A 24,957-nucleotide genomic window follows, 5' to 3' on the forward strand; every position below is an offset into this window, starting at 1 on the left:
TGATTAAGGATGATGCGTGACCGATGAGGAAGCCCGGGCTGCGTTGGAAACGCTCGTGCGCGAACGGCGGGAGGATTATGCCGGCCTGTCGCGCCTGCTCGGCCGCAATCCGGCTTATGTGCAGCAATATGTCCGGCGCGGCAGCCCGCGTCGCCTGGCGGAGGGGGATCGCCGCACGCTCGCCCGCTACTTCGGTGTGGCGGACAGCGCGCTGGGCGGCCCGGTCGCGCAGGGCGGCGGGGTCGTGCCCGCGCGCGATGCGGCCAAGCTGGCGGGCGGCATGATCGCCATTCCCCGGCTGGCGGTCGGCGCGGCGGCGGGGCCGGGCGCGCTGCCGGGCGAGGAACAGGCGGTGGACGACCTCTACCTGTCCACCACCCTGTTGCGCGAACTGGGCGTCGGCCGGCCCGCCGCGTTGCAGCTGATCCGGGTGGAAGGCGATTCGATGCAGCCGACCCTCGCGCCCGGCGACGACATCCTGGTCGACCATGACGATGCGGCCGCGCGCCTGCGCCCCGGGATCTACGTGCTGCGCCGGAACGAAGGGCTGCTGGTGAAGCGGGTGGAGCTCAACCCGTCGGGTGGGATCGACATACGCAGCGACAATGACAGCGGCGGTAGCTGGACCAATGTCGATCCGGGCAGCATCGACATCATCGGCCGGGTGATCTGGGCCGGCCGCAGGATTCGCTAGCCCGGCGCAGGGGCTAGATGCCCGTGCGCAGCCGGTCCGCCAGCCACAGGATCAGGGCGATGGCCGCGCCCGCGCCCACGCCGGCGAGAAAGCCGATCGAGGGCTGGCCCAGCGCCGCGCCGATCACCACGCCGACGATGATCGCCAGCGCCAGGAACGCGCCGCCGGCCATGGGTTGGGGTCGTTTCGCCATGGCCGCCGACTTGCCACCGCATCGTGTGTTGCGCCAGTGCCGCTTTGTCGCAATTGCCTGAACTCGCGGCTTTTCGCTGCTGGCGGCGGCGGATGGCGTCCATTAAGACCGGCGCCATGGTATGGGTTTCGCCAGGGCGGGCTCCGCGGCTCGCCGCCGCGGCCGCCCTGCTGATGATGTGCGAGGGTGCGTCCGGTCAGGCGTCGCCGCCGGCGGCGCCTGCGCCGTCCGTCGCCGTGCCCGATCCCGGCACCGATCTGGCCCCCATGCCGGACCTGGGTGTCGACTGGCCCGATCCCGCCGCGATCGATGCGGTCGCGCCGGGGCTGGAACCGGGGGGCAGTGGGCCCACGGCCGAAACGCTGCAACGCTATCAGGTGCGGCTGGAGGGGGCGGAGGCGCTGGGCGACACGTTCCGCACCCGCTTCAACGATCTGTCGGCGTTGGTCGCCAACGACAACAAGCCCGCCAACGCCGCCCAGCTCGACCGCCGGGTGCGGGATGACGAGCAGCTTGTACGCGAATTGCTCAACGCCGCCGGCCGCTACGATGCGCGGATCGGCACCACCGTCCGGACTGAAAGCGGCACCACCATCGTCCGCATCCGCATCGATCCCCGCGACGCCTTCACCTTCGGCAGCGTGACCCTGCCCGGCTTGGAAATGGCCGGTGCCGGTGCCGGGGCCGGCGGCGCTGCGCTCCGCCGGCAGTTCCCGGTCAATCAGGGCGACCGGGTCGATGCCGACGCCGTGCTGGCCGCCACCGCATCCTTCCGCACCGCGCTCGGCCGTGAAGGCTATCCCTTCGCCAAGGTGGGGGAGCCGCAGGTGGCGATCGACCATGACACCAACATCGCGACGCTGACCTTGCCCGTGACCCTCGGCGCCCGGAGCCGCTTCGGCCGGATCGTGCCGATCGGGCCGCGCCCGATCTTCACGGAAGCCCACCTGGACGAAATCGCCCGCTTCCATGCGGGGGACGAATATGACGCCGCTCGGCTGGAGGATTTTCGCCGCGCCTTGATCGCCACCGGGTTGGTCTCCACCGCCACGATCACGCCGGTGGCGACCGGCGATCCGGGCGTGGTCGACGTGCAGGTGCGGATCGACCGCGCGCCGCCGCGTACCATCGCGGGCGAACTGGGCTACGGCACGGGCGAGGGCGGCCGCGCCGAAGTGTCGTGGCAGCATCGCAACCTGATCAAGCCGGAAGGGGCGGTGACGTTCCGGGGCGTGCTCGGCACGCGCGAACAGGCGCTGGGGGCGGTGCTGCGCCGGGGCAATTACGGCGCGCGCGACCGCATCCTCAATGCGCAGATCGTCGCTTCGCACAGTAATTTCGACGCTTATGACGCGCGCACCTTCACGCTGGGCGCCAGCCTGGAGCGGCAGACCAACATCATCTGGCAGAAGACGTGGAGCTGGTCGGCGGGCGCGGAGCTGGTGGCGTCGGACGAACGCGACACGATCCGCGCCACCGGCACATCCCGCCGCCGCACCTTCCTCGTCGCCGCGCTGCCGACGACATTGGCCTATGACGGCACGGACGACCTGCTCAACCCCACGCGCGGGCACCGCATCTCCGTCCGCGTCTCGCCGGAAGCGTCGCTGCAGGGGGCGGCGGATGCCTATCTCAAGCTGCAATTCGACGCGAGCGGCTACCTGCCGATCGGGCAGCGCGTGGTGCTGGCCGGACGGACCCGGCTCGGCTCGATCCAGGGTGTCGCGCGCGAGGACATCGCCCCGTCGCGGCGTTTCTACGCCGGCGGCGGCGGTTCGGTACGCGGCTATGGCTATCAGCAGATCGGGCCGCTGGACGTGGACGGCGATCCCGTCGGCGGACGGTCGCTGACCGAGTTCGCGGCGGAGGCCCGCATCCGCTTCGGATCGTTCGGGGTGGTGCCGTTCCTCGACGCCGGCAATCTCTATTCCTCCACCGTCCCGCGGTTCGGCGGGCTCCGCTACGGCGCGGGCATAGGCGTGCGTTATTATTCCAGCTTCGGCCCGATCCGGGTCGATGTCGGCACCCCGCTCGATCGCCGCAACGGCGAATCGCGCGTGGCGGTCTACGTCTCGCTCGGCCAAGCCTTCTGATGGACGCGGAGCGGGACGAGGACGAAGCGCCGCTGCGCCGCCGACCCCGCTGGGGCTGGCGGGTACTGCGCGGGGCCGCGATCGGGCTCGCCGCTCTGGTCCTGCTGCTGCTCGGCGCCGTGTGGGGCGTGGATACCGGGCCCGGCCACCGCTTCGTCGCGGACCGGATCGCCGCCATGCGCCCGTCGAGCGGGCTGCGCATCCGCATCGGCCGGATCGACGGATCGCTCTGGACGCGGGCGACGCTCCGCGACGTGCGGCTCTACGACCTGGACGGCCAGTTCTTCGACGCGCCGGAGATCGCGCTGGATTGGCATCCCACCCGCTGGGCGCGCAAACTGCTGGCGATCGACCGCCTCGCAGCGCCCGTGGTGACGCTGGATCACCTGCCGCATCTCCGCAGCAAGCCGGGATCGCCGATCCTGCCGGATTTCGACATCCATATCGGCCGGCTGCGGGTCGATCGCCTGCGCCTCGGCCCCGGCATCGCCGGCAAGGCGCACGTCCTGCGCTTGATCGGCAGCGCGGACATTCGCGATCGCCGCGCGCGTATCGCGGTGCGGGCGAACAGCATGGCGGGGGATCGCCTGCTGGTCGATCTGGATGCGGAGCCGGACGGCAATCGCTTTCAACTGGCCGCCGGGCTGGATGCTCCGGCCGGCGGAGTGGTAGCGGGCATGGCCGGGCTCAGGCAGCCGCTCGCCCTGCGTATCGGCGGGCAGGGCGACTGGGCGCGGTGGAACGGCGCCGTGCGCGGCAGCCTGGGCGGTGCCCGGGTGATGGATCTTTCGCTGGCGGTGCGGGAAGGCCGTTACAGCCTGTCCGGCACGGCCGAACCGTCGCGCTTGCTGCAAGGCAAGGCGCAGCGGATGACGGCGCCGCGCATCCGCATCCGGGGCGACGCAACGCTTGCCGACCGCAAGATCGCCGGCACGCTGCAACTCGCCAGCCCGGCGTTGCGCCTCGCAGCGGCGGGCACGATCGACCTCGCCACCTCCAGCTTTGCGGGCGTCCGGGTGGATGCCGATCTGCTGCAACCCCCGGCCTTGTTCCCGAACATGACCGGGCGCAACGTGCGGCTGCAACTGCATCTGGACGGCCCGTTCCGGACCGCCGACTTCCGCTACCGTTTGGCCAGTCCGCACGTCGCCTTCGACCAGACCGGTTTCGATCAGGTCCGCGCCACGGGGGCGGGCAAGCTGTCGCGTGCCCCCGTCACCATCCCGATCCGCCTGCAGGCGGCGCGTGTCACCGGCGTCGGCGCGGTGGCGGGGGGTATCCTCGCCAACCTGGACGTGGCGGGCGCATTGCGGGTGGATGCGAAAACGTTGGTCGGCCGCGACCTGACGCTCGCCTCCGACAAGCTCAAGGGCAAGCTCCAGCTACGGATCGACCTGGCCAGCGGGCGCTACGATGTGGCGATCGCCGGCGGGCTGGCGCGCTATTTCATCCAAGGGCTCGGCATCGTCGATGTGACCACAAACGTGACGGTGCTGCCGGGCTCCAACGGCGTGGGCACGGTGGTGGCCGGCACCGGCCAGGCGATCGTGCGGCGGTTCGACAACAGCTTCCTGCGTTCTCTCGCCGGTGGCAATCCACGCATCGACACGCGGCTGGTGCGATCGCCCGATGGCGTGATCCACTTTTCGGACCTGGTCCTCACCGGGCCGTCGATCCGCATCACCGGGTCCGGCCTGCGCCGCAAGGATGGCAGCTTCCAGTTCGAGGGGCAGGGCAGGCAGGACGCCTACGGACCGTTCCGCATCGCGCTCGACGGGCAGATCGACCGGCCCAAGGTGCGGCTGCGGCTCGACCGCCCGATCGACGCCTTGGGCCTGCGCCAGGTTTCGCTAGATCTCGATCCCGACCCGCAGGGGTTCCAATATCGTGCGGCGGGCGGCTCCATGGCGGGGCCGTTCCAGGCACGCGGCGCGATCCGCTCCGTGCCCAGCCAGCCCACCTATATCGACGTGGCCGATCTGGCGGTGTCGGGCACGCACGCGCGCGGCACGCTCCGCTCCGATCCGGGGGGCTTCACCGGGCAGCTGGCTTTGGACGGCGGCGGGATCGGCGGCACGATCGGCTTCGCCCCGCAAGGCACCGTCCAGCGGATCGATCCCGCCTTGCGCTTCAACCGCGCCACGATCGGCGGGGCCACACCGGTCAGGGTCGGGCGAGGGCGGGTCGACGGCACGATCCTGCTCGATCCCGCCGGCACCAGCGTGGACGGCCGCGCCGCCATGTTCGGGGTGCGGCGCGGCAGCATCTCCGTCTCGCGGCTGACGGCGGAGGCGCATCTTCGCGCCGGTCAGGGTGAGGTGGCGATAACCGCCGCCGGTGCGCGCGGTCGTGCCTTCAACGTCCGCGCCACCCTTGCGCTGGAGCCGGGCCGGGTTTCCATCACCGGCGGCGGCACGATCGAAACGCGCGAGGTGACCTTGTCCGCGCCGGCGGTGCTGGTGTTCGGCAATGACGCCTGGCAGCTTCAGCCGACGCGGATCAGCTATGCCGGCGGCAGCGCCGAGCTGGCGGGCCGGTTCGGGGCCACCTCCATCGCTTATGACGTGCAGGTGCGGCAGCTGCCTTTGTCGGTGCTCGATCTGCTCAACCCTACGCTGGGGCTGGGCGGGCATGGCACCGGCCGGCTCAGCTACCGCCATGACCAGGGCAGCGCGCCGTCGGGCAAGCTCGACATGGCGATACGCGGGCTCACCCGCTCGGGCCTCGTCCTCACCTCGCAGCCGGTCGATGTGGGGGTGGCCGCCGCGCTGACCGCCAATGGCGCCGGCGCGCGCGCGGTGGTGGTGAGCAACGGCCGCACGATCGGCCGAGCCCAGGCGCGCATGGCCCCGCTGCCCGGCGGCGAGAGCATCGTCGATCGCCTGATCGCCGCGCCCTTGTTCGCGCAGCTGCGCTATGTCGGCCCGGCCGATACGCTGTGGCGGCTGGTGGGGGTGGAGACGATCAACCTGTCCGGACCCATCTCGGTCGCGGCGGACGTGGGCGGCACCTCCGCCGATCCGCTGATCCGGGGCACGGTGAAGACCGGCAACGGCCGGATCGAAAGCGCGGTCACCGGCACGGTCATCCAGAACATCACCGCCGCCGGCCGCTTCGACGGATCGCGGCTGGTGCTGGACACCATGTCCGGCCAGGCGGGGGACGGCACCGTCACCGGGCGCGGCAGCTTCGATTTCGGCGCGGGCAAGGGGCTGGGCATGGACCTGGCGCTGACCGCCGACCATGCCGTATTGCTGAACCGCGACGATATCGGCGCGACCGTCACCGGCCCGCTGACCCTGCGCTCGAACGGAGTCGGCGGCACGATCGGCGGCGAGGTCACCGTCGATCGGGGCCGCTTCCGCCTGGGCAGCGCCGCCACCGCGCAGGTGCCGCACCTGTCCGTCACCGAACTGAACCGCCCCGACGAGGGCGAGATTGATCGCGCGCCGCCGCCGTCCTGGGCGCTCAACCTCCGCGCCCGCGCGCGCAGTCGCCTGATGGTGACCGGCCTCGGCCTCGACAGCGAATGGCGCGCCGATCTGGCGATCAAGGGGGCGGTGGACAATCCCGCGATCGGCGGGCGGCTGGACCTGATCCGGGGCGGCTACCAATTTGCCGGCCGCCGGTTCAACCTGGACCGGGGCATGATCCGCTTTACGGGCGAGGCGCCGCCCGATCCGGTGCTGGACATCACCGCGCAGGCCGACGTGCAGGGCTTCAGCGCCACCATCCACGTCACCGGCACCGGCCTGCGCCCCGACATCCAGTTCCAGAGCGTCCCGGCCTTGCCCGAGGACGAGTTGCTGTCGCGGCTGCTGTTCGGCACGTCGATCACCAACCTGTCCGCGCCGGAGGCGCTCCAGCTGGCCGCCGCCGTGGCATCGTTGCGCGGCAGCGGCGGCGGGGGCGGGGGCGGCTTCAACCTCGATCCGATCAACGCTGTGCGCAAGGCGATCCGGCTCGACCGGCTGCGCATCCTGCCGGGCGACGTCACCACCGGGCAGAAGACGTCGGTGGCGGCGGGCAAGAATATCGGTCGGCGTACCTACGTGGAGCTGATCACCGACGGCGCGGGCTATTCGGCCACCACCATCGAATATCGCATCACCCGCTGGCTGTCGGTGCTGTCGACCATCTCCACCATCGGCCGGCAGAGCGCCAATATCCGCGTCTCGCGGGATTATTGAGCAGGCGCGCCGTCCGCTTCCGTGAACGCGGGGGTGTTACGACAAGAGAGTGGTCGCCGCCGCGACGGGTCGCTTTATAGTCCCGTTCCGGCTCCAACCAGGGGTTGGCCATCTGAGCGATGGGGGGAACGCATGACCACGGCACGCCCGGAATGGGTGCTGAAGCGGCGCGACGTGTCGCAACCACCGGTGTCGGCGCGGGCCGAGAAGAGGGTGGACTTCATCGATACGCTCCGCTGCGTGGCGGCGTCGGCGGTGGTGATGCAGCATGTGTGTGAAGGGTCGGACGTCCCGCTGCTGCGGCACCTGACGGATTTCAGCCCCGGCGTGTTCGGGGTGGTGTTGTTCTTCCTCGTGAGCGGTTTCGTGATGCCGATCTCGGTTCGCGGCGGGCTGGAACCGGTCAGTTTCGCGTTGCGGCGGGTGTTTCGGATCTATCCGGCGCTGCTGTTCGCCTTTGCCTTGTGGGCGATGGTGGACCTGATGCTCGGCGGCGGGGGATCGCTGGTGCGGCGGGCAAGCGTGGGCGCGTGGGTTGCCAACCTGCTGCTGGTGCAGGACTTCGTCGGCATGCCCGCCTTCCTGGGCGTGACATGGACCCTGATCCTGGAATTCGGCTGGTACGGGCTGTTCGCCCTGTCGTGGCGACGGCTAAGCGGGCGATCCGGATCCTTCCTTGCGGTGGCAATGCCGCTGGGGATGGTGGCGCTGGTTCTCGTTTCGCTCGTCACCGGCACGCGCCTGCCACTGGGGCGGGTGGGGATGATCTATGCGGCGATCACTGGCTTCCAGGCCTGCCGCTGGTTCATGGGCGAGATCGGCAACCGCCCGTTCGGTGCCAGCGCGGCATCGTTCCTGATCGTGATGGCCGGCGCGAACGCCGTCAGCTTCGGCTATTTTCGCCATCCCGCGATCAGCTTCGGCCAATCCTTCTGGCCCTGGCTGATCGCGCCGGTCCTGTTCCTTGCCGCCCTGTTGCCGCCGGTACGCCGGTCGCGGGTGATGAACAATCGCGTGCTGGCGTGGCTGGGATCGATCAGCCTGTCCATCTACCTGCTGCACCCGATCGCCATGGCGCTGTGCGCCGGTGTGACGCCGGATTTGGCGAAGATCGGCTTTACCCTGGCCGTGACCCTGGCCCTGTCATGGGCGTGCTTCCAGGCGATCGAACGTCCCGGCATCGCCCTGGGGCGTCGGCTGGCGCGGCGCCATGCCAGTCGGTCGCCGCGCGGCGAGGTGCAGGTCGCGGGCGGGCAGGGCGTGGTGCCGGGCTGATGCGCGTCCCGCACCGCCGTCACGGGATCAAACGGCGTGGCTCCGATGCGCCTGGAACAGGTGGCCCCGCTCCGTCACGAACACGATCAGCAGCGCCAGCCCGCCCAGAAGCAGGAAGCCCAGCGTCAGCGGCACGGTGGTGCCGTTGAATGACTGACCGACGAGCAGGCCGAGCAGCGCCCCGCCGCAGGTCGACACGAAGCCCTGGATGGAGGACGCGGTGCCGGCAATCTCGCCCACTTCCTCCATCGCCATCGACCCGAAATTGGAGCCGAGCAGGCCGAAGCAGAACATGGTCGCGCTTTGCAGCAGGGTGAAGCTCAGCATCGTTTCATAGCCGCTCAAGCCGACGGCGGTGTGGATGCCGCCCAGCACGATCATGCCGATCAGGGCGCTGTGCGACACCTTGCGCGTGCCCAGCCGCTCCACGACGCGGCTGTTGGTGTAGGCGGCGATCCCCATCGCGATGCCGATGCAGGCGAACACCAGCGGAAACCGGGCCGGCGCGTGGAAGATGTCGGTGAAGATCTGCTGGATGGAATTGATGAAGCCCATCAACGCTCCGAACACGCAGCTGAGCGCCAGGGTATAGCCCAGCGCGTTGCGATTGCTCAGCGTGCGCCTCACCGCATCGGCGATGGCGGTCGCCGCAATCGGGCGGCGGAATTGCGGATGCAATGTTTCGCGCAGATACAAGGCGGCCATCAACGCGATCAGCGCCGCGAACCCCGCCAGGAAGAAGAAGATCAGCCGCCAATTGCCGAACAGCATGATGCCCTGGCCGATGCTGGGGGCGAAGATCGGCACCGCCAGGAAGATCATGAACGAAATCGACATGACCCGCGCCATCTGCCGCCCCGCAAAGCAATCGCGCACCACCGACACGACCAGCACCCGCCCGGCGGCGCCGGCGATGCCCTGGAACAGGCGCGCGGCGAGCAAGGCGGGGAAGCTGGTCGACAGTCCCGCGACGATGCTGAGGATGGTGAACAGCACCAGCCCGCCGACCAGCAGCGGCTTGCGGCCATAGCTGTCGGACAGCGGACCATAGACCAGCTGCGCCGATCCGAAGCCCAGCACATAGATGGCGATCACCCATTGGCGATGATTTTCGGTATCCACGTTCAGCGCGCGGCCGATGTCGGGCAAGGCCGGCAGCATCGCGTCGATCCCCAGCGGCGTCACCGCCATCAGGCTGGCGATCAGCGTGACAAAGGCGCCGAAGCGCAGTCCGGGGTCGGACGGGCGGCCGGGAGCAGCGGTAGCGGGCATGGAGCGGATATGGGCTGCTTGCTGCATTGCGGCAAGTGCATACGGAAACGGCCGCGCAGGGGGATGCGCGGCCGTTGCACGTCAGCCTGAAAGGGGGATTTCAGGCCAAAGGGGTTGTCACGCCTCGACGGTGCGCGGCTTGCGGCCGCCCTTGACCGGCGCGGCAGCCTCGCGCGGCTTGCGGCCGAGACCGATCTTGTGCGCCAGCGCGCGGCGCTGCTCCGTGTAATTGGCCGCCACCATCGGATAATCACGCGGCAGACCAAAGGCTTCGCGATAGCTTTCCGGCGTGTAGCCATGCTGGGCGATGTGACGACGCAGCATCTTGTACTGCTTGCCGTCGATCATGCTGACCAGATAATCGGGCTTGATCGACGCGCGCGCCGAAACGGCACCCTTGGGCTTTTCCTGCTGCGGTTCCGGCGCCGGCTCGTCCACCGCCGAAAGCGCGGAATACACGCTCTGGATCAGCGTCGCGACTTCGGCGGTCGGCACGCTGTTGTTGCTGACATGCGCGGCCACGATGTCGGCAGTTAGGGTAATCAATTCCTGATTTTCAATCGCCATTGGGTTACTCCTGCAAAGCGCGCGCCATATACGGGGGATTTCGGGTCATGCCACCCGCCAGATCAGTTTAACTATAGTTTTTAGCGGCAGGCCGAACCGGCGGTCATGTTGTGTTGCTTGATTGAGGCCGAAACGGCTCCGTTGCGTGCGCCATACATGCTTCCCATATCGGCGCACGGAAGGACAATCATGAGCGAAGACAAGATTGGCTGGCACGGGACGACGATCGTGTCGGTACGCAAGAACGGCAAGGTGGTTGTCGCCGGCGATGGCCAGGTCAGCCTGGGCAATACCGTGATCAAGCCCAATGCGCGCAAGGTGCGGCGGCTGGGCGACGGCGCGGTGATCGGCGGGTTCGCCGGCGCGACGGCGGACGCCTTCACTCTGTTCGAGCGGCTTGAGCGCAAGCTGGAGGCGCATCGCGGCCAGTTGCTGCGGGCGGCGGTGGAGCTCGCCAAGGACTGGCGCACGGACAAGTTCCTGCGCAACCTGGAAGCGATGATGATCGTCGCGGACAAGGACGTCACCCTGATCCTGACCGGCAATGGCGACGTGCTGGAGCCGGAGAAGGGCATTGCGGCGATTGGATCGGGCGGAAATTACGCGCTCGCCGCCGCCAAGGCCTTGTCCGATTATGAAGAGGATGCGGAGACGATTGCCCGCAAGGCGATGCAGATCGCGGCCGAAGTGTGCGTGTTCACCAACGGCAACGTAACTGTGGAAAGTCTGGACGCGTCCTGACGGGGCCCGCTCCGTTACTTGCCCGTATCGATCAATCCTGGTGCTGACGTGGCAGCGCCGTCACACCAACACCCGAAAGCGAAGATGAACGACTCCCTCACCCCCAAGGCCATCGTTGCCGCGCTGGACGCGCATATCGTCGGCCAGGACGACGCCAAGCGCGCTGTCGCTGTTGCACTGCGCAATCGGTGGCGGCGCCAGAAGCTTGCGCCCGAGCTGCGCGACGAGGTCAGCCCCAAGAACATCCTGATGATCGGGCCCACCGGCTGCGGCAAGACGGAGATCAGCCGTCGCCTCGCCAAGCTGGCCGATGCCCCGTTCGTCAAGGTGGAGGCGACCAAGTTCACCGAAGTCGGCTATGTCGGCCGTGACGTGGAGCAGATCGCGCGCGACCTGGTGGAGGAATCGATCCGCCTGGAAAAGGAGCGCCGCCGCGCCGCTGTGAAGGACAAAGCGGAGGAGGCGGCGATGGCCCGCCTGATCGACGCCCTGGTCGGCAAGGATGCGTCCGAGGCGACCCGCGCCAGCTTCCGCCAGCGTTTCCACGACGGCCATCTCGACGACAAGGAGGTCGAGATCGAAGTCGAGGATACCGGCGGGATGCCGATGGAGATCCCCGGCATGGGCGGCCAGGTCGGCATGATCAACCTGGGCGACATCATGGGCAAACTGGGCGGTGGCCGCATGAAGCGGCGCAAGCTTTCCGTCCGCTCAGCCTGGACCAAGCTGGTCGACGAGGAAGCGGACAAGCGCCTGGACCAGGAGGATGTGGCGCGCGTGGCGCTGGCCGATGCCGAGGCGAACGGCATCGTGTTCCTGGACGAAGTGGACAAGATCGCGGTCAGCGACGTGCGCGGCGGATCGGTCAGCCGCGAAGGCGTACAGCGCGACCTGCTGCCCCTGATCGAAGGCACCACCGTCGCCACCAAATATGGCCCGATGAAGACGGACCATATCCTGTTCATCGCCAGCGGGGCGTTCCACGTCGCCAAGCCTTCGGACCTGTTGCCCGAATTGCAGGGCCGCCTGCCGATCCGGGTCGAGCTGAAGCCGCTGACGGAGGAGGATTTCGTCCGGATCCTGTCCGCCACCCGCGCGTCGCTGACCGAGCAATATCGCGCCTTGCTGGAGACCGAGCAGGTGTCGATCGAGTTCACCGACGACGGCACGGCGGCGCTCGCCCGCATCGCGGCGGAGGTGAATGCCAGCATCGAGAATATCGGTGCGCGCCGTTTGCAGACGGTGATGGAAAAACTGCTGGAGGACGTCAGCTTCCACGCGGAGGACCGCGTCGGCACGACCGTGATCGTGGACGCCGCTTATGTGGAGGCGCAGCTGGCCGAAGTGGCGCGCAACACCGACCTCAGCAAATACGTGCTGTAACCCAGCGGCGGCCCGTTGGTGGGGGCGGTCAAGCGCCGCCCGTCACTGACGGCCGCCGCCTTTGCCCTTGCCGGGGCTGGCGGCATTCCCTTTGCCGTGCCAAGGCTGCCTCCTGATTTCCGGGGAGGGCGTGTTGCGGATAGCCTGGATCGCTTGCATCCTCCGCGGTTGCGCGCATGACGCCCGTTCGGCTCTTGTCGTCGATCAGCCTGGCTTGCAGCAATAAGGGACCGTCTTGCTCGAAAAGATCATCGCTCCGATCGCCGCGTGGATCATCGCGGTCATTTCCGCCGGGGGCTATCTCGGCATCGTCCTGTTGATGGCGATCGAAAGCGCGTGCGTGCCGCTGCCGTCGGAGATCATCATGCCGTTCGCGGGCTACCTGGTTTCGACCGGGCGGTTCGAGCTGCTGGCGGTGGCGACCGCCGGCGCGATCGGCTGCAACCTGGGTTCGATCCCGGCCTATGAGGTCGGCAAGAGGTTCGGGCGGCCGGTGGTGGAGCGGTACGGCAAATATCTGCTGATGTCCGTCCACGAACTGGACCGGGCGGAGCGGTTCTTTCTGCGCTGGGGCAGCATCACCGTGCTGGTCTGCCGGATGCTGCCGGCGGTGCGCTCATTCATCGCCTTTCCGGCGGGCGTCGCGCGGATGCCGTTGGCGAAGTTCCACCTCTACACTTTCGTCGGATCGTGGCCGTGGTGCTTCGGCCTGGCATGGGTGGGGATGAAGCTGGGCGCGGCGTGGCATACGGACAGCCGCCTGTCGCGCATCCTGCACAGCATGGACGCGCTGATCGGCGTGGTGGTGATCGCCGGCGTGTCCTGGTTCATCTGGCACAAGCTGAAGAAAAGGACGCGTTGATGCGCATTGCCCTGACCGCGCTGGCAATCATCCTCGCCAGCCCGGTCGGGGCTGCGGCCGGGTATGACGCCGTCAACCCGTTCATCGGCACGGGTGGGGAGGGGCATACGTTTCCGGGCGCTGTGGTGCCGTTCGGGATGGTACAGCTGAGCCCGGATACCGACACCTCCTGCGTGATCCGGGCCTGCTACGCCCATGCGGCGGGCTATCGTTACGACGACCTCACCATCCAGGGGTTCAGCCACACGCATTTTTCCGGCGCGGGCCATTCCGACCTCGGCGATTTTCTGCTGATGCCGGCGGTGGGCGCCACCGTGCCGCTGGAGCCGGGCGATCCCGCGCGGCCGGGGTCAGGCTATCGCTCCCGCTTCGACCACCGCAGCGAGACGGCACAGCCCGGTTATTATGCCGTGACGCTGGCCGATCCGAAGGTGCGGGCGGAACTGACCGCGGGGACGCGGATCGGCATCCATCGCTACACTTTCCCGGCGGGCACGCCGGCGCATCTCGTGCTCGATCTGCGCAGCTCGCTCTACAACTATCCGGGCAAGATATTGTGGTCGTCGCTGCGGCTGCGTCCCGATGGCACGCTGACCGGCGCGCGGGAGACGCGCGGCTGGGCCCCGGCGCGGAAGCTCTACTTCGCGATGCGCTTCTCGGCCCCGCTGACCGGGCACCGCTTCGTCAGCACCGAACAGGATGTGGCGTACAAGGGCTTCCAGGGTCCGGGACGGGGCAGCGACGACTTGGCGCAGCTGCAAGGCCGTGCGCTGGTCGGCCAGCTCGATTTCGGCACGCTCACCGCTCCGCTGGAAGTCGAGGTCGCGCTTTCGTCGGTGGATGAGCAGGGGGCGATCGCCAATCTGGAAGGCGAGGCGGGCGGCTTCGACGCGGTGCGCGCCCGTGCCAAGGCGGCGTGGGAGCAGGCACTGGGCGCGGTGGAGATCGACGCGCCGGCGGCGATGCGGACCAACCTCTACACCGCATTGTATCACGCGCTGATCGCGCCATCGGTTGCGGGTGACGCCGACGGGCGCTGGCGCGGCCCCGACGATCAGGTGCATGCGGCGGAAGGCTTCACCTTCCGGTCGACCTTCTCCTTGTGGGACACGTTCCGGGCCGAGCATCCCTTGCTGACCCTGGTCGCGCCGACCGAGACGAACCGCGACATCGTCCGCTCGCTGATCGCCAGCCAGCGGGTGAGCCCGTTCGGCATCCTGCCCGTCTGGCAGTTCCAGGGACGCGAGACGTGGACCATGATCGGCTACCACGCCGTGCCGGTGATCGCGGACGCGTACCTCAAGGGCATAAGCGGGTTCGACGCCGGGCAGGCGCTGGATGCGATGGTCGCGAGCGCGCGCTACGCCCCCTATGGCGGGCTCGGGGAGTATATGAAGCGCGGCTTCGTGCCGATCGACCGGGAGCCGGAGGCGGCGTCCAAGACGGTGGAATATGCCTATGACGACTGGGCCATCGCCCGCATGGCCCGCGCGCTCGGGCGGCGCGACATCGCCGCCGAGTTCGGACGTCGTGCCGGTTATTGGCGCAACAGCTTCGATGCCAAGACCGGCTTCGTCCGCGCGCGGCTGAGCGGTGGCACGTTCCGGACACCGTTCGATCCGACCGCGATCAATTACGGGTCGGATTATACGGAGGGCAATGCCTGGCAATATAGCTGGTTCGTGCCGCAGGATCAGGCCGCCTTGTTCAAGGCGATGGGCGGCGACACGGCGGCGGTGGCGAAGCTGGACGCGATGTTCGACTTCGACAATTCAAAGCTGGATTACAGCCATGCCGAGGACATATCCGGGCTGATCGGCCAATATATCCACGGCAACGAACCGAGCCACCATGTCGCCTATCTCTACGACCATGCCGGTGCGCCATGGCGGACGCAGGCGCGGCTGAAGCAGATCGTCGACAGCCAGTACAAGCCAACCCCCGACGGCCTCGCCGGCAATGACGATCTGGGGCAGATGTCGGCGTGGCTGGTCTTCACCGGCCTGGGTTTCTATCCGGTGACGCCCGGCAGCCTGCAATATGCGATCGGTCGCCCCTTCGTGAAGCAGGCGACGTTGAGATTGCCCAACGGCAAGAGTTTCCAGGTAGTTGCGGAGGGTTTAAGCGAGGCGAACCCCTATGTCGGGTCGGTGGCGCTCAACGGCCGGCCGCTCGCCCGCAGCTACATCACGCATGAGGAAATCATGACGGGCGGCGAGCTGCGCTTCGTCATGCAAGCTGCGCCCAATACGAAATGGGCCACCCGCGCAGGCGAGCGGCCTTTTTCGCAAAGCCTTGGCCGATAGCGTTTCGGCTGCTGTTTTTAGCGTTCGTAGTGCCGATGGTGGGCTGCGGCGGCAATTCGCTGCGCCCCTCTTGTGCTCCCGCAGGGGCGGGAGCCCAGGCGTGGAGCACAGCCCTTGCGGCTCCTGGACTCCCGCCTTCGCGGGAGCACAGGATGGGTCTGGACCAAGCTGGACCGACCCAGTCGGGATGCCCCCTGCCCATGAAGGCAGGAGGCGGACCCGTAGTTAGCGACCGCTGGTCTTGCGGACTGCGCCCTTATGCGCGCCCGGTGCGCCGGCGCGGGGACCGCCGAAGCGGCGCTTGGGCGCGCCGCCGGCAGGACGCTCGCCGTCATGGCGGCGCTGGCCCTGGCCGGAACGCTGGCCGTGGGGCCGCTCGGGACGGTCGTCGCCCTTCGCCGGCTTGGGCAGGCGCGCCTGCTCCTCCAGGAAGTTTTCCGGAAGCGGCACGATGCTGGGCTTGACCCGCGTCAGCTTCTCGATCGAGCGGAGATAGGGCCGCTCGTCATCCGCCACGAACGACATGGCGATGCCGGTCGCGCCGGCGCGAGCAGTGCGGCCGATCCGGTGGACATATTGCTCCGGCACGTTCGGCAGCTCGAAGTTAAAGACGTGGCTGACGCCGGAAACGTCGATGCCGCGCGCGGCGATGTCGGTCGCGACCAGGATCGGCGCGCTGCCGTCGCGGAACGCGGCAAGCGCGCGTTCACGCTGCGGCTGGCTCTTGTTGCCGTGGATCGCGTTGCAGGCGATGCCGGCGGCGACCAGATGCTTCACCACGCGGTCCGCGCCATGCTTGGTGCGGGTGAACACCAGTGCCCGGTCCATGTCGGTCGTGCGCTGCAGCGTCAGCGTCAGCAACGCCTGCTTTTCCGCCTGGTTGACGAAGGTCACCGTCTGTTCGACGCGCTCGGCCGTGGTCGACGGCGGGGCGACGGACACCTTGACCGGATCGGTCAGGAAGCTGTCGCCCAGGTCCGCGATCGTCTTGGGCATGGTGGCCGAGAAGAACAGCGACTGGCGCTTCTTCGGCAGCAGGTTGTGGATCCGCTTCAGGCTGTGGATGAAGCCCAGGTCCAGCATCTGGTCGGCCTCGTCCAGCACCAGGATCTCGACGTCCCGCAGCGTCAGGGCGCGCTGGTCGATCAGGTCGAGCAGCCGGCCCGGCGTCGCCACCAGGATGTCAACGCCGGCCGCGAGCTGGCGGATCTGGCGGGCGATCGGCACGCCGCCGAACACGGTCATCACCGAAAGGCGCAGGTTCTTGCCGTAAGCGGAGCAGCTTTCGGCGATCTGGCTGGCCAGTTCGCGCGTCGGCGCCAGCACCAGCATGCGGCAGCCCTTGGCCGGCCGCGGCTTTGGATTGGCCGACAGGCGGTGGAGCGAGGGAAGCGAGAAAGCGGCGGTCTTGCCGGTGCCGGTCTGGGCGATGCCGCAGAGGTCGCGGCCGTCCAGCAGAACCGGGATCGACTGCGCCTGGATCGGCGTCGGCGTCTCATAACCCTTGGCGGCGAGCGCCTGCTGAAGCGGCTCGGCGAGGCCGAGGTCGGAGAATTTGGTCAAGGGAATACACTTTCACAAAAGCGCAAGCGGCCGTCCGCACGGGAGCGGCGACAAGCGGGTCCATCAAGACGACCCGCGTGAAAAGGGAAGCCTAAAGCTACAGGCGCCTGATGGCGGGCACGCCCCGCATCCTCTGCGGGAGTTCACGCTGCCCGGCCGGAACGCATGGTACTGCGTCGGCGCGCTGCCCCTTACATCATCGATATGGCGCGAAAAATCAAGGGGGCAGGCCCACGATCCCGGCTTAGCGGCGTGTTAACCACCGCGCGTGCACAAGGGTGTCATAACCGAGGGGCCCTGCACGCGGCATGACGTCGATCCTGTTCTATCTTCCGGTGGTGACGCCCTGGTGGTTCGAACGCATCATCGCGCCCATGATCCGCGCCTGCGCGGGGAAGGCCAAGGTCAGCGTGATGGTGCCGCCGCTCTGGTCCAATACCGGCATCGGCCCGGAGCACCTCGCCAAGTGCAGCGACCTGGAGCAGGTGGATTGGTACGTCCTCGACGGCGACGACCATCGGTCGTTGCGCGAGCCGGACGTCGACCATCCCGACCTGATCGAGCTGGTGGAGGCGATCGCCCCCGACCTCACTTTCTGCCGCAGCGCGGACATGCTGAATCCGGCGCGCTTCCCGGGCGTGGTGCGCTACGTCATGGAAGGCGCGGTGCCGCCGTTCGACTGCGATCCTGCCATGGCGCAGATCATGCCGACCCTGATGGACCACGGCATCATGCCGGACCTGAACGGCGACCAGAAAGCGCGATTGCTGGACCTGTTCCGCCCCTGGCTGGAGCAGCAGGAGCGGCAATGGGGCCCGGCCGACCGCGCCGCCTTTCTGGCGCGCACCGGACTGCCGCACGACAAGCGGATCATCGGCGTCGCGCTGGAATATGAGCATGAGGAGATGTTCTTCGAACGCCACCGCATGTTCGCGAGCAATGTCGCGCTGATCGCGGCGGTCGCGGCCCATCTGGGCGAGGATTGCATCCTGGCCTGCACCAACCATCCGCTCAACGAGCTGCACGGCGACAATCGGGCGCTGCATGCCGCCGTCGCCGCGCAGGGCGGCCGGGTGCGGTTGCTGCCGTCGTCGCCCAGGCGGGGCGAGATGACGATGCAGCTGGCGCGCTATTGCGACGGCTTCGTGGTGCAGGATTCCAAGAGCTTCGGCGGCCCGGTCTGGTTCGGCACTTCGCTGCTGCGCCTGTCCGCGTTCCGGAACGGCGCATGGATGCGATCCTATGACGCGTTCGAGCCGTTTTTCGCGGCGGTGCGATCCGGCACCGCGCAAGCAGCACGGGCGGAGGATGCGGCTTTGTGGTTCGCCTTTCACTTCCTGGACCGGGTGTTCGACCCGGCGGATCCGACGCTGGACGCGGAGCGGCTGATCGGGCTGGCGCGGACGGCGGTCGACGAGACGCGCTGGCAGCCGGCCCGAGATCGTCTGCCGGACCATGGTCCCGCCCACGCCGACAATGCCTAGGAGGTGTCTCATGTATGATCTTGCCGTCGTCGTGCCGGTGCGGCGCGGCAGTTCGCGCATCGCCAACAAGTCGATGCTGCCGTTCGGCGATGCGCCGTCGCTGATCGAATGGAAATTGTCGCAGCTGGTGCGCGTGATCGATCCGGCGCGCATCTTCCTGAGTTCGGAGGATGAGGAGTTCCTGTCCCTCGCCGCCAGGTTCGGCGTGTCGCGGCACGAACGTGAGTTGCGGCTGGCAACCGACCATGTCGCGCCGTTCCGCGACGTCATCACCGGCATCGTCCGCGACATTCCGCACGACCATGTCGCCTGGTGTACGGTGGTGTGCCCGCTGATGAGCCCGCAGGAATATCTGGACGCATTCCGCCGCTACCATGACGACGTGGTGTGCGGGGATCGCGATTCGCTGGTGGGCGTCAACCTGCTGAAGGAGTATTTCTGGACCGCCGAAGGCTCGCTCAACTACCAGGCGACCCGCGACCACACCATCTCGCAGGAATTGCCGGACTGGTTCAAGGTGACCAACAGCATCTACATGTGTTCCAAGGCGGACATCATGCGGCAGGAATATTTCATCGGGCAGCGGCCGGTGTTGCAGCAGCTGTCCAAATTGTCGGGCGTCGATATCGACTATATCGAGGATTACCGCATGGCCCGCGCGCTGCACGCAATCTATGGCGAGGATGGGCTGGACACGGTGCGGCCGGACACGCTGATCGACTGGCCGCGCCCGCTTCCGCTCGCCGTCGGCATGTAGTGGATGGGGCGTCTGCGCCCTTGATCCCCATCGCGGCCCGGCCCACATGGCGATCATGCTGATCGAGACCGAAGCCACGCCCAACCCGGCCACCATCAAGTTCCTGCCGGACCGCCCGGTGATCGAGGCGGGGCCGCCGCGCGACTTCGCCGACGCGGAGGAGGCGGAGGCATCGCCGCTCGCATCCGCCTTGTTCTCGCTGGGCGATGTGGCGGGCGTGTTCTTCGGGCGCGATTTCGTCGCGGTGACGGCGGGCGAGGGCGTCGACTGGCGCGATCTGAAGCCGCAGGTGCTGGCGGTGCTGCTGGATCATTTCTCCAGCCATGCGCCCTTGTTCCGCGCGGGCACGGCGCACGACATCCACATTGCCGACGATGGCGACGAATATCCGTCCGACCCCGAGGATGCGGATGTGGTCGCGCAGATCAAGGACCTGATCGACACGCGCGTGCGGCCGGCCGTTGCCAATGACGGCGGCGACATCGTCTATCGCGGGTTCGACAAGGGCGTAGTCTACCTGGCGATGCACGGCGCCTGCGCCGGCTGTCCGTCGTCCACCGCCACGCTGAAGCAGGGCATCGAGCAGTTGCTGAAGCATTACGTGCCGGAAGTGACCGAGGTTCGCGCGGCCTGATCGATCCGGGCGAGGGGGATTACGATGGCGATGCCGCTGGGCGACGACGTGCTGGACCGGGTGTTCCGCACCGCGCGCACCTTCAACCATTACCTCGACCAGCCGGTCGGCCAGGACCAGCTGCGCGCCATCTGGGACCTGTTGAAGTGGGGACCGACATCGGCCAACCAGGCGCCGCTGCGCATCGTCTGGTGCGTCGGCCGGGATGCCAAGGATCGGCTGGCCCAATATTGTTCGGACACCAACGCCGCCAAGGTGCGGGAGGCGCCGGTCACCGCCATCCTCGGCATGGACATGGAATTCTACGAGCGGCTGCCGCAGCTGTTTCCCCATGCCGATGCGCGGTCCTGGTTCCTGGGCAATGCGGCGCTGATCCGCGAAAGCGCGTTCCGCAACTCCACCTTGCAGGGCGCCTATTTCATCGTCGCCGCGCGGCTGCTCGGCCTGGATTGCGGGCCGATGTCGGGCTTCGACACGGGCAAGGTGACAGAGGCGTTCTTCGCCGGCACCCCCTACCAGACCAACTTCATCACCACGCTGGGCTATGGCGATCCGGCGACGCTGCACGCGCGGCTGCCGCGACTCGACTTCGACGACGCGAACCAGATAGTCTGACGCCATGAAGCGACTGGTGATCGAGACGGCGACCGCCGCATGCTCGGCGGCGCTGCTCGACGGCGATCGGGTGCTGGCGGCGCGCCATGAAGTGGTCGGGCGCGGCCATGCGGAGCGGCTGGTGCCGATGCTGGGCGAGATCCTGGCGGAAGCGGGCGTGGCGCGCGCGGAGACGATCCTGGTCGATTGCGGCCCGGGCAGCTTCACCGGTATCCGGGTCGGGCTGGCGGCGGCGCGGGCGCTCGGCCTGGCGTGGGGCGTGCCCGTCCACGGCTATAGCGCGCTGGCGCTGATCGCGGCGCAGGCGGGCGGCGAGGAGTCGATCGGCGTGGCGATGACGGGCGGCCATGGCGAAGTGTTCGTGCAGCGTTTCGCGCCACGACCGCTTTCGCCCGTGTCGGCGCTGGCCTCCCTGCCCCCGGCGAAGGCGGCGCAAGCGGTTCCGGATGGCACGGTGCTGGGTTCGGGCGCGGCCGCGCTGGTGGCGGCGCGGGGCCATGGCGAGGCGCAGGAGAGCCTGCCCGAGGCGGCGCAGGCGTGGCGTCTGCCCGCCGCACTGGCCGCATTGCCGCCCAGCCCGCTTTACGGGCGCGCACCCGACGCGGCCTTGCCCAAATGACACCGGTGCTGCGCGACGGCGGCAGCGCCGACATTGCGGCAATGATGCAGGTCATGACCAGCGCCTTCGATCCCGCTTACGGGGAGGCGTGGAACCAGGGCCAGTGCCTGGGCATCCTGTCGCTGCCCGACACCTGGCTGACCTTTGCGCAGGTGGAGGAAGTGGCGGTCGGCTTCGCGCTCAACCGCTTCCTGGTCGAGGAGGCGGAGCTGCTGCTGCTGGCGGTGGCGCCGGAGCAGCGCCGCCAGGGTGTCGCCCGCGCCCTGATCGAGCGCACGGCAGCGGACGCCGAACGGCGCGGCGCGCGCCGTCTGCTGCTGGAGGTGCGGGCCGACAACGAGGCGATCGACCTCTACCGCCAGGCGCAATTTGCGGAGATCGGCCGCCGCCGCGATTATTATCGGGGCCCAAGCGGCCTGCGCGACGCGATCACGCTCGCCCGGCCGCTCGGCTAGGCTTTCTTCCGCAACGGAATGGCTTTACCATCCGCTCATGCCGCGCAAGATTGATGTCGAGGCGCTTTGCGCCGACAAGGGACTCCGTATTACCGAACAACGCCGCGTGATCGCGCGCGTCCTGTCCGAGTCCGAGGATCATCCGGATGTGGAGGCGCTGCACGCGCGTTCGGCGGCGATCGATCCCGGCATTTCCATTGCCACCGTCTATCGCACCGTGCGCCTGTTCGAGGATGCGGGCATTCTGGAGCGGCACGATTTCGGCGATGGTCGCGCCCGCTACGAGGCGGCGCCGGAAGCGCATCACGACCATTTGATCAACGTCGAAAGCGGCGAGGTGATCGAGTTCGTCGATGCCGAGCTGGAAGCGTTGCAGAAGCAGATTGCCGAGCGGCTGGGTTATCGCCTGGTCGACCACCGCATGGAATTGTACGGCGTTCCGCTCGAGCGCCAGGACTAAGCCGCCGCCATGACGCCGCGCGCCATCGGCCGCGTCCTCAGCCTGGCCGTGCTGCTGGCCCTGTGCCTGCCACCCTACCTGGTCAGCCGGCTGTTCGGGCGCGGCACATTCTGGGTGCGGATGGTGCTGGCGGGCGCGGCCTGGATCCTCGGCCTTCGCGTGCGGTTGGAGGGGCAGCCGCTGGTCGGCAACGTCCTGTATGCGGCCAATCATGTTTCATGGCTCGACATTCCGGCCTTGGGCGGGCGGGTTCCGGCGCGGTTCATCGCCAAGTCGGAGATCGCCGGATGGTCCGTCATCGGCTGGCTGGCCAAGGAGGGCGGCAGCGTCTTTGTCGCGCGCCAGAAGAGGAGCGAGGCACAACGGCAGGCCGACGCCGTGACGACAGCCCTGGGTGAAGGCGTGCCGGTGGTGCTGTTTCCCGAGGGAGGCACCGGCGATGGCGTGAGGCTGGACCCGTTTCGTGCGCCGCTCTTCTCCTCCGCCACCGCCGCCGCCGTGCCGGTCCAGCCGATCGTGATCGACTATGGCGCGCGTCAGGCGGAGATTGCGTGGCCGGACGGGGCCCGCTTTTCGGAGGAGATGCGGCGGATGCTGAACCGCCCCGCGCCGGTGGCGGTGACGCTGCACTTCCTGCCGCCGCTGGATGCCGCGTCGCTCGACCGCAAGGCGCTGGCGGCCCGGGCCCATGCGGCGATCGCCGGAGCGCTGGGCGTCAGCCGCCCAGCCTGAGGCCGATCCACAGGGTTCGCGGGGTCGCGCGCTCGATCGTGCCGTCCGCCGACAGGGTCGCCTCCACCCGCGTGCCCGTCACGTTTTCGGCGCGCGCCTCGACCGACAGGCCGCGGCCGAGGGGGATGCGGGTGAGCAGGTCCAAGGTAGTGGCGTCGTTCAGCGTGCGGCTGTTCTGGTCATCCTCATATTGGCGGGACACGTAGCGCACGGTGGCCGCCGCGCTGAGCCCGGACAATTCGGTGCGGCCGAAGGTCAGCGATCCCGTATGGCGCGGCGTCTGCGCCGGGCGCAGGCCGTCGAGCGCCGCGGTCAGCCCCGAACCCCGCACGCGGGCGTCGGTGAAGGCATAGGAACCGGACAGCCGCCACTCGCCATCGGTCACCTGCCCGTCCAGCTCGACCCCGCGCGAGCGGACCGCGTCGAGATTGCCGCGCTGGCGATAGACCCCGCCCGCCGCGACGAAGCCGGCGCCCGGATAATTGCCGGGCCCTTGCCCCAAGGTGACGTTGCCTATCGCATTGTCGAGCCGGTTGTAGAAAGCGGTGGCGGACAGCCTGGCATTGGGCAGCGGTGTCCAATCGACCCCGCCATCCACCCCCTTCAGCCGTTCGGGCCGGAGCGCCGGATTGGCGGCGGTCGCGTCCACCCCGGCGCGGAACGGGCGGTAGAGTTCGTTGAGCGTGGGCAGGCGCCAGCCGAGATAGGCGGCGGAGCGCAGCCGCCACTGCCCGCTAGGGCTCCAGGACAGGCCCCCGCGCGCGGTGCCCTGCGTCCCGTTGCGGTCGGCATAATCGATGTTGGTGAGGGGGGCGCCGGTGGCGATCGTCCGTTCGCGCAACCGTCCGTCCGCGATCCACCAGCGGTCTACCCGGCCGCCGCCGGTCAGGATCAGGCGCTCGTCCAGCGGCAGGCTGAGGTCGGCGAACAGGCCGGCGGTGGTGGTGCGCCCGCCCGCCTCGCGCAACCGGGTCGGCTGGCCCGCGACATAGGTATAACGCTCGTTGGTTTCGCCCGAGGTGGTGCGCGCGTCGCTGCCCAGGCGCAGTTCGATCCCGCCGGGCAAGGGCGGGCGTAGCTCGATCCGCCCGCCGATGCCGGTCGCGGGCACGCTGAACTGGTCCAGCGTCTGGGTCGTGGCGGTGCGATCCGCATTGGCGCTGGCGAAGCCGGACGAAAACTGCCGCATCTGGAGGTAGGCGAGCGCCTCGAACCCCCAACGTCCGCGCCCGACCAGCCGGACGCTGGCGTCGGCGCCGGTGGTGGTGTTGTCCGTACCGTCCAGCCCGCGATTACGCTCGTCGCGGAGCAGCAGCATGTTGGCCTGCAACTCGGTATCGCCGCCCGCCGGGACGATCGCGCGCGCCGCCACCGTACCCTGGCGGTAGTCGGCCGGGCGGTCGGCGGGGCCGCGCTGCGACGCAATGATCGGGATGAAGCCGTCGCCCTGGTCGTAGCTTGCCGACAGCGTCGCGAAGCCGCCGCCCAAGGCGTGCGACAGGGTGGCGTCGGCGCTGACCGTATCGCGGCTGCCATAGGCCAGCGCGCCTTCCACCGGCCGCAGCGTGTCGGGGCCGGCGCTGTCCAGCTCGATCGTGCCCGCCAGCGCGCCCGGCCCGAACACGCCGCTGCCACCCCCGCGCGTCACGCGGACCTGCCCCAGCCGTGCCGGATCGAAGGCGGTAAAGGTGACCCAGCCGCCGAACGGATCGATCTGCGGCACCCCGTCCAGCACCACCAGCGCGCGCGACGAGGCGTTGCCGCCCAGCCCGCGCAGGGTGGCGCCCTGGCTGGTCGGATGGGCCGAGCGCGCATCCGAGCGGCGATATTGCTGGAATCCCGCCACGTCGCGCAGCACATCCTCCAGCCGCCCGGACGCGCTGCTGGTCAGCCGCTCGCGATCGATGGTGACCACGTCATAGGCGGCATCGCCCGCCAGCCCGGCCAATCCCTGGCCGGTGACGACGATCTCGGCAGGCGGAGCAGGCGGCAAAGCAGGAGGCATGCGCCTGTTCTAGCGGGATTGACGCCGATGGGGAGGGGCAATCGTGATTGCCGGGGC

General features: G+C 68.7%; 21 protein-coding genes. 16 read left to right on the forward strand and 5 right to left on the reverse strand.

The annotated features are described in order from the left end of the window. Positions 1 to 16: 16 nt before the first annotated feature. Entirely contained in the window at positions 17 to 694 is a 678-nt protein-coding gene (locus Q0D93_RS00450) for a S24 family peptidase (RefSeq protein ID WP_294389791.1), read from the forward strand. Between the two features lie 13 nt (positions 695 to 707). Here the strand turns inward: Q0D93_RS00450 and Q0D93_RS00455 are convergent, their stop codons facing one another. Then, positions 708 to 887, reverse strand: a complete 180-nt coding sequence (locus Q0D93_RS00455) for a hypothetical protein (protein WP_294389796.1) — start codon at positions 885 to 887, stop codon at positions 708 to 710. Positions 888 to 979: 92 nt separating this feature from the next. On the opposite strand from Q0D93_RS00455, the gene Q0D93_RS00460 reads away from it, so the two are divergent. From Q0D93_RS00460 to Q0D93_RS00470, 3 genes are all read left to right on the forward strand, one after another. Beyond that, positions 980 to 2,980: a BamA/TamA family outer membrane protein gene (locus Q0D93_RS00460; protein ID WP_294389799.1), complete on the forward strand. Its 2,001-nt coding sequence runs from the start codon at positions 980 to 982 to the stop codon at positions 2,978 to 2,980. Further along, positions 2,980 to 7,170, forward strand: a complete 4,191-nt coding sequence (locus tag Q0D93_RS00465) for a translocation/assembly module TamB domain-containing protein (RefSeq protein WP_294389802.1) — start codon at positions 2,980 to 2,982, stop codon at positions 7,168 to 7,170. The genes Q0D93_RS00460 and Q0D93_RS00465 overlap by 1 nt, the downstream gene beginning before the upstream one ends. Before the next feature lie 132 nt (positions 7,171 to 7,302). After that, positions 7,303 to 8,445, forward strand: a complete 1,143-nt coding sequence (locus Q0D93_RS00470; protein WP_294389805.1) for an acyltransferase — start codon at positions 7,303 to 7,305, stop codon at positions 8,443 to 8,445. A gap of 27 nt (positions 8,446 to 8,472) precedes the next feature. On the opposite strand, the gene Q0D93_RS00475 is transcribed toward Q0D93_RS00470, so the two are convergent. Then, positions 8,473 to 9,717, reverse strand: coding sequence for a multidrug effflux MFS transporter (locus Q0D93_RS00475; protein ID WP_294389808.1), 1,245 nt, complete (start codon positions 9,715 to 9,717; stop codon positions 8,473 to 8,475). Between the two features lie 117 nt (positions 9,718 to 9,834). Further along, positions 9,835 to 10,284, reverse strand: a complete 450-nt coding sequence (locus Q0D93_RS00480; RefSeq protein ID WP_294389810.1) for a MucR family transcriptional regulator — start codon at positions 10,282 to 10,284, stop codon at positions 9,835 to 9,837. Positions 10,285 to 10,473: 189 nt separating this feature from the next. Here Q0D93_RS00480 and hslV point away from each other — a divergent pair, with 189 nt between their 5' ends. From hslV to Q0D93_RS00500, 4 genes are all read left to right on the forward strand, one after another. Next, positions 10,474 to 11,025 carry an ATP-dependent protease subunit HslV gene (hslV, locus tag Q0D93_RS00485; RefSeq protein WP_294389813.1) on the forward strand — a complete coding sequence of 184 codons (552 nt, stop codon included), beginning with the start codon at positions 10,474 to 10,476 and terminating at the stop codon, positions 11,023 to 11,025. Between the two features lie 84 nt (positions 11,026 to 11,109). Continuing rightward, the gene (hslU, locus tag Q0D93_RS00490) at positions 11,110 to 12,408 is read left to right on the forward strand and encodes an ATP-dependent protease ATPase subunit HslU (protein WP_294389816.1); all 1,299 of its coding nucleotides are present in this window, start codon (positions 11,110 to 11,112) and stop codon (positions 12,406 to 12,408) included. A 235-nt stretch (positions 12,409 to 12,643) separates the two neighbouring features. Beyond that, the gene (locus Q0D93_RS00495) at positions 12,644 to 13,270 is read left to right on the forward strand and encodes a DedA family protein (protein WP_294389820.1); all 627 of its coding nucleotides are present in this window, start codon (positions 12,644 to 12,646) and stop codon (positions 13,268 to 13,270) included. After that, complete coding sequence (locus tag Q0D93_RS00500; protein WP_294389823.1) at positions 13,270 to 15,576, forward strand: GH92 family glycosyl hydrolase; 2,307 nt, start codon at positions 13,270 to 13,272, stop codon at positions 15,574 to 15,576. The genes Q0D93_RS00495 and Q0D93_RS00500 overlap by 1 nt, the downstream gene beginning before the upstream one ends. A gap of 225 nt (positions 15,577 to 15,801) precedes the next feature. On the opposite strand, the gene Q0D93_RS00505 is transcribed toward Q0D93_RS00500, so the two are convergent. After that, on the reverse strand, positions 15,802 to 17,139 hold the full coding sequence (locus Q0D93_RS00505; RefSeq protein WP_294389825.1) for a DEAD/DEAH box helicase: 1,338 nt from the start codon (positions 17,137 to 17,139) through the stop codon (positions 15,802 to 15,804). 308 nt (positions 17,140 to 17,447) lie between these two features. Between Q0D93_RS00505 and Q0D93_RS00510 the strand changes: the two genes are divergently transcribed. Genes Q0D93_RS00510 through Q0D93_RS00545 form a run of 8 tightly spaced genes read left to right on the forward strand, consistent with a single transcriptional unit; the run spans position 17,448 to position 22,895 of the window. After that, complete coding sequence (locus Q0D93_RS00510; RefSeq protein WP_294389828.1) at positions 17,448 to 18,623, forward strand: hypothetical protein; 1,176 nt, start codon at positions 17,448 to 17,450, stop codon at positions 18,621 to 18,623. A gap of 10 nt (positions 18,624 to 18,633) precedes the next feature. Then, complete coding sequence (locus Q0D93_RS00515) at positions 18,634 to 19,380, forward strand: hypothetical protein (protein ID WP_294389831.1); 747 nt, start codon at positions 18,634 to 18,636, stop codon at positions 19,378 to 19,380. A 55-nt stretch (positions 19,381 to 19,435) separates the two neighbouring features. Then, the gene (locus Q0D93_RS00520; RefSeq protein WP_294389834.1) at positions 19,436 to 20,014 is read left to right on the forward strand and encodes a NifU family protein; all 579 of its coding nucleotides are present in this window, start codon (positions 19,436 to 19,438) and stop codon (positions 20,012 to 20,014) included. Between the two features lie 24 nt (positions 20,015 to 20,038). Further along, positions 20,039 to 20,629 (forward strand): malonic semialdehyde reductase, encoded by a 591-nt coding sequence (locus tag Q0D93_RS00525; RefSeq protein ID WP_294389837.1) that lies wholly within the window; start codon positions 20,039 to 20,041, stop codon positions 20,627 to 20,629. A 4-nt stretch (positions 20,630 to 20,633) separates the two neighbouring features. Continuing rightward, positions 20,634 to 21,248: a tRNA (adenosine(37)-N6)-threonylcarbamoyltransferase complex dimerization subunit type 1 TsaB gene (gene tsaB, locus Q0D93_RS00530; RefSeq protein WP_294389838.1), complete on the forward strand. Its 615-nt coding sequence runs from the start codon at positions 20,634 to 20,636 to the stop codon at positions 21,246 to 21,248. A gap of 53 nt (positions 21,249 to 21,301) precedes the next feature. After that, positions 21,302 to 21,703, forward strand: a complete 402-nt coding sequence (locus tag Q0D93_RS00535; RefSeq protein WP_294389845.1) for a GNAT family N-acetyltransferase — start codon at positions 21,302 to 21,304, stop codon at positions 21,701 to 21,703. 37 nt (positions 21,704 to 21,740) lie between these two features. Continuing rightward, positions 21,741 to 22,163, forward strand: coding sequence for a Fur family transcriptional regulator (locus Q0D93_RS00540; RefSeq protein ID WP_294389848.1), 423 nt, complete (start codon positions 21,741 to 21,743; stop codon positions 22,161 to 22,163). Between the two features lie 9 nt (positions 22,164 to 22,172). Next, positions 22,173 to 22,895 (forward strand): lysophospholipid acyltransferase family protein, encoded by a 723-nt coding sequence (locus Q0D93_RS00545; protein ID WP_294389851.1) that lies wholly within the window; start codon positions 22,173 to 22,175, stop codon positions 22,893 to 22,895. Here Q0D93_RS00545 and Q0D93_RS00550 read toward each other — a convergent pair. Then, complete coding sequence (locus tag Q0D93_RS00550; protein WP_294389855.1) at positions 22,879 to 24,900, reverse strand: TonB-dependent receptor; 2,022 nt, start codon at positions 24,898 to 24,900, stop codon at positions 22,879 to 22,881. The genes Q0D93_RS00545 and Q0D93_RS00550 overlap by 17 nt on opposite strands. Between the last annotated feature and the right edge of the window lie 57 nt (positions 24,901 to 24,957).

It is taken from the genome of uncultured Sphingomonas sp. (assembly GCF_934560975.1).
GTDB lineage: Bacteria > Pseudomonadota > Alphaproteobacteria > Sphingomonadales > Sphingomonadaceae > Sphingomonas_I.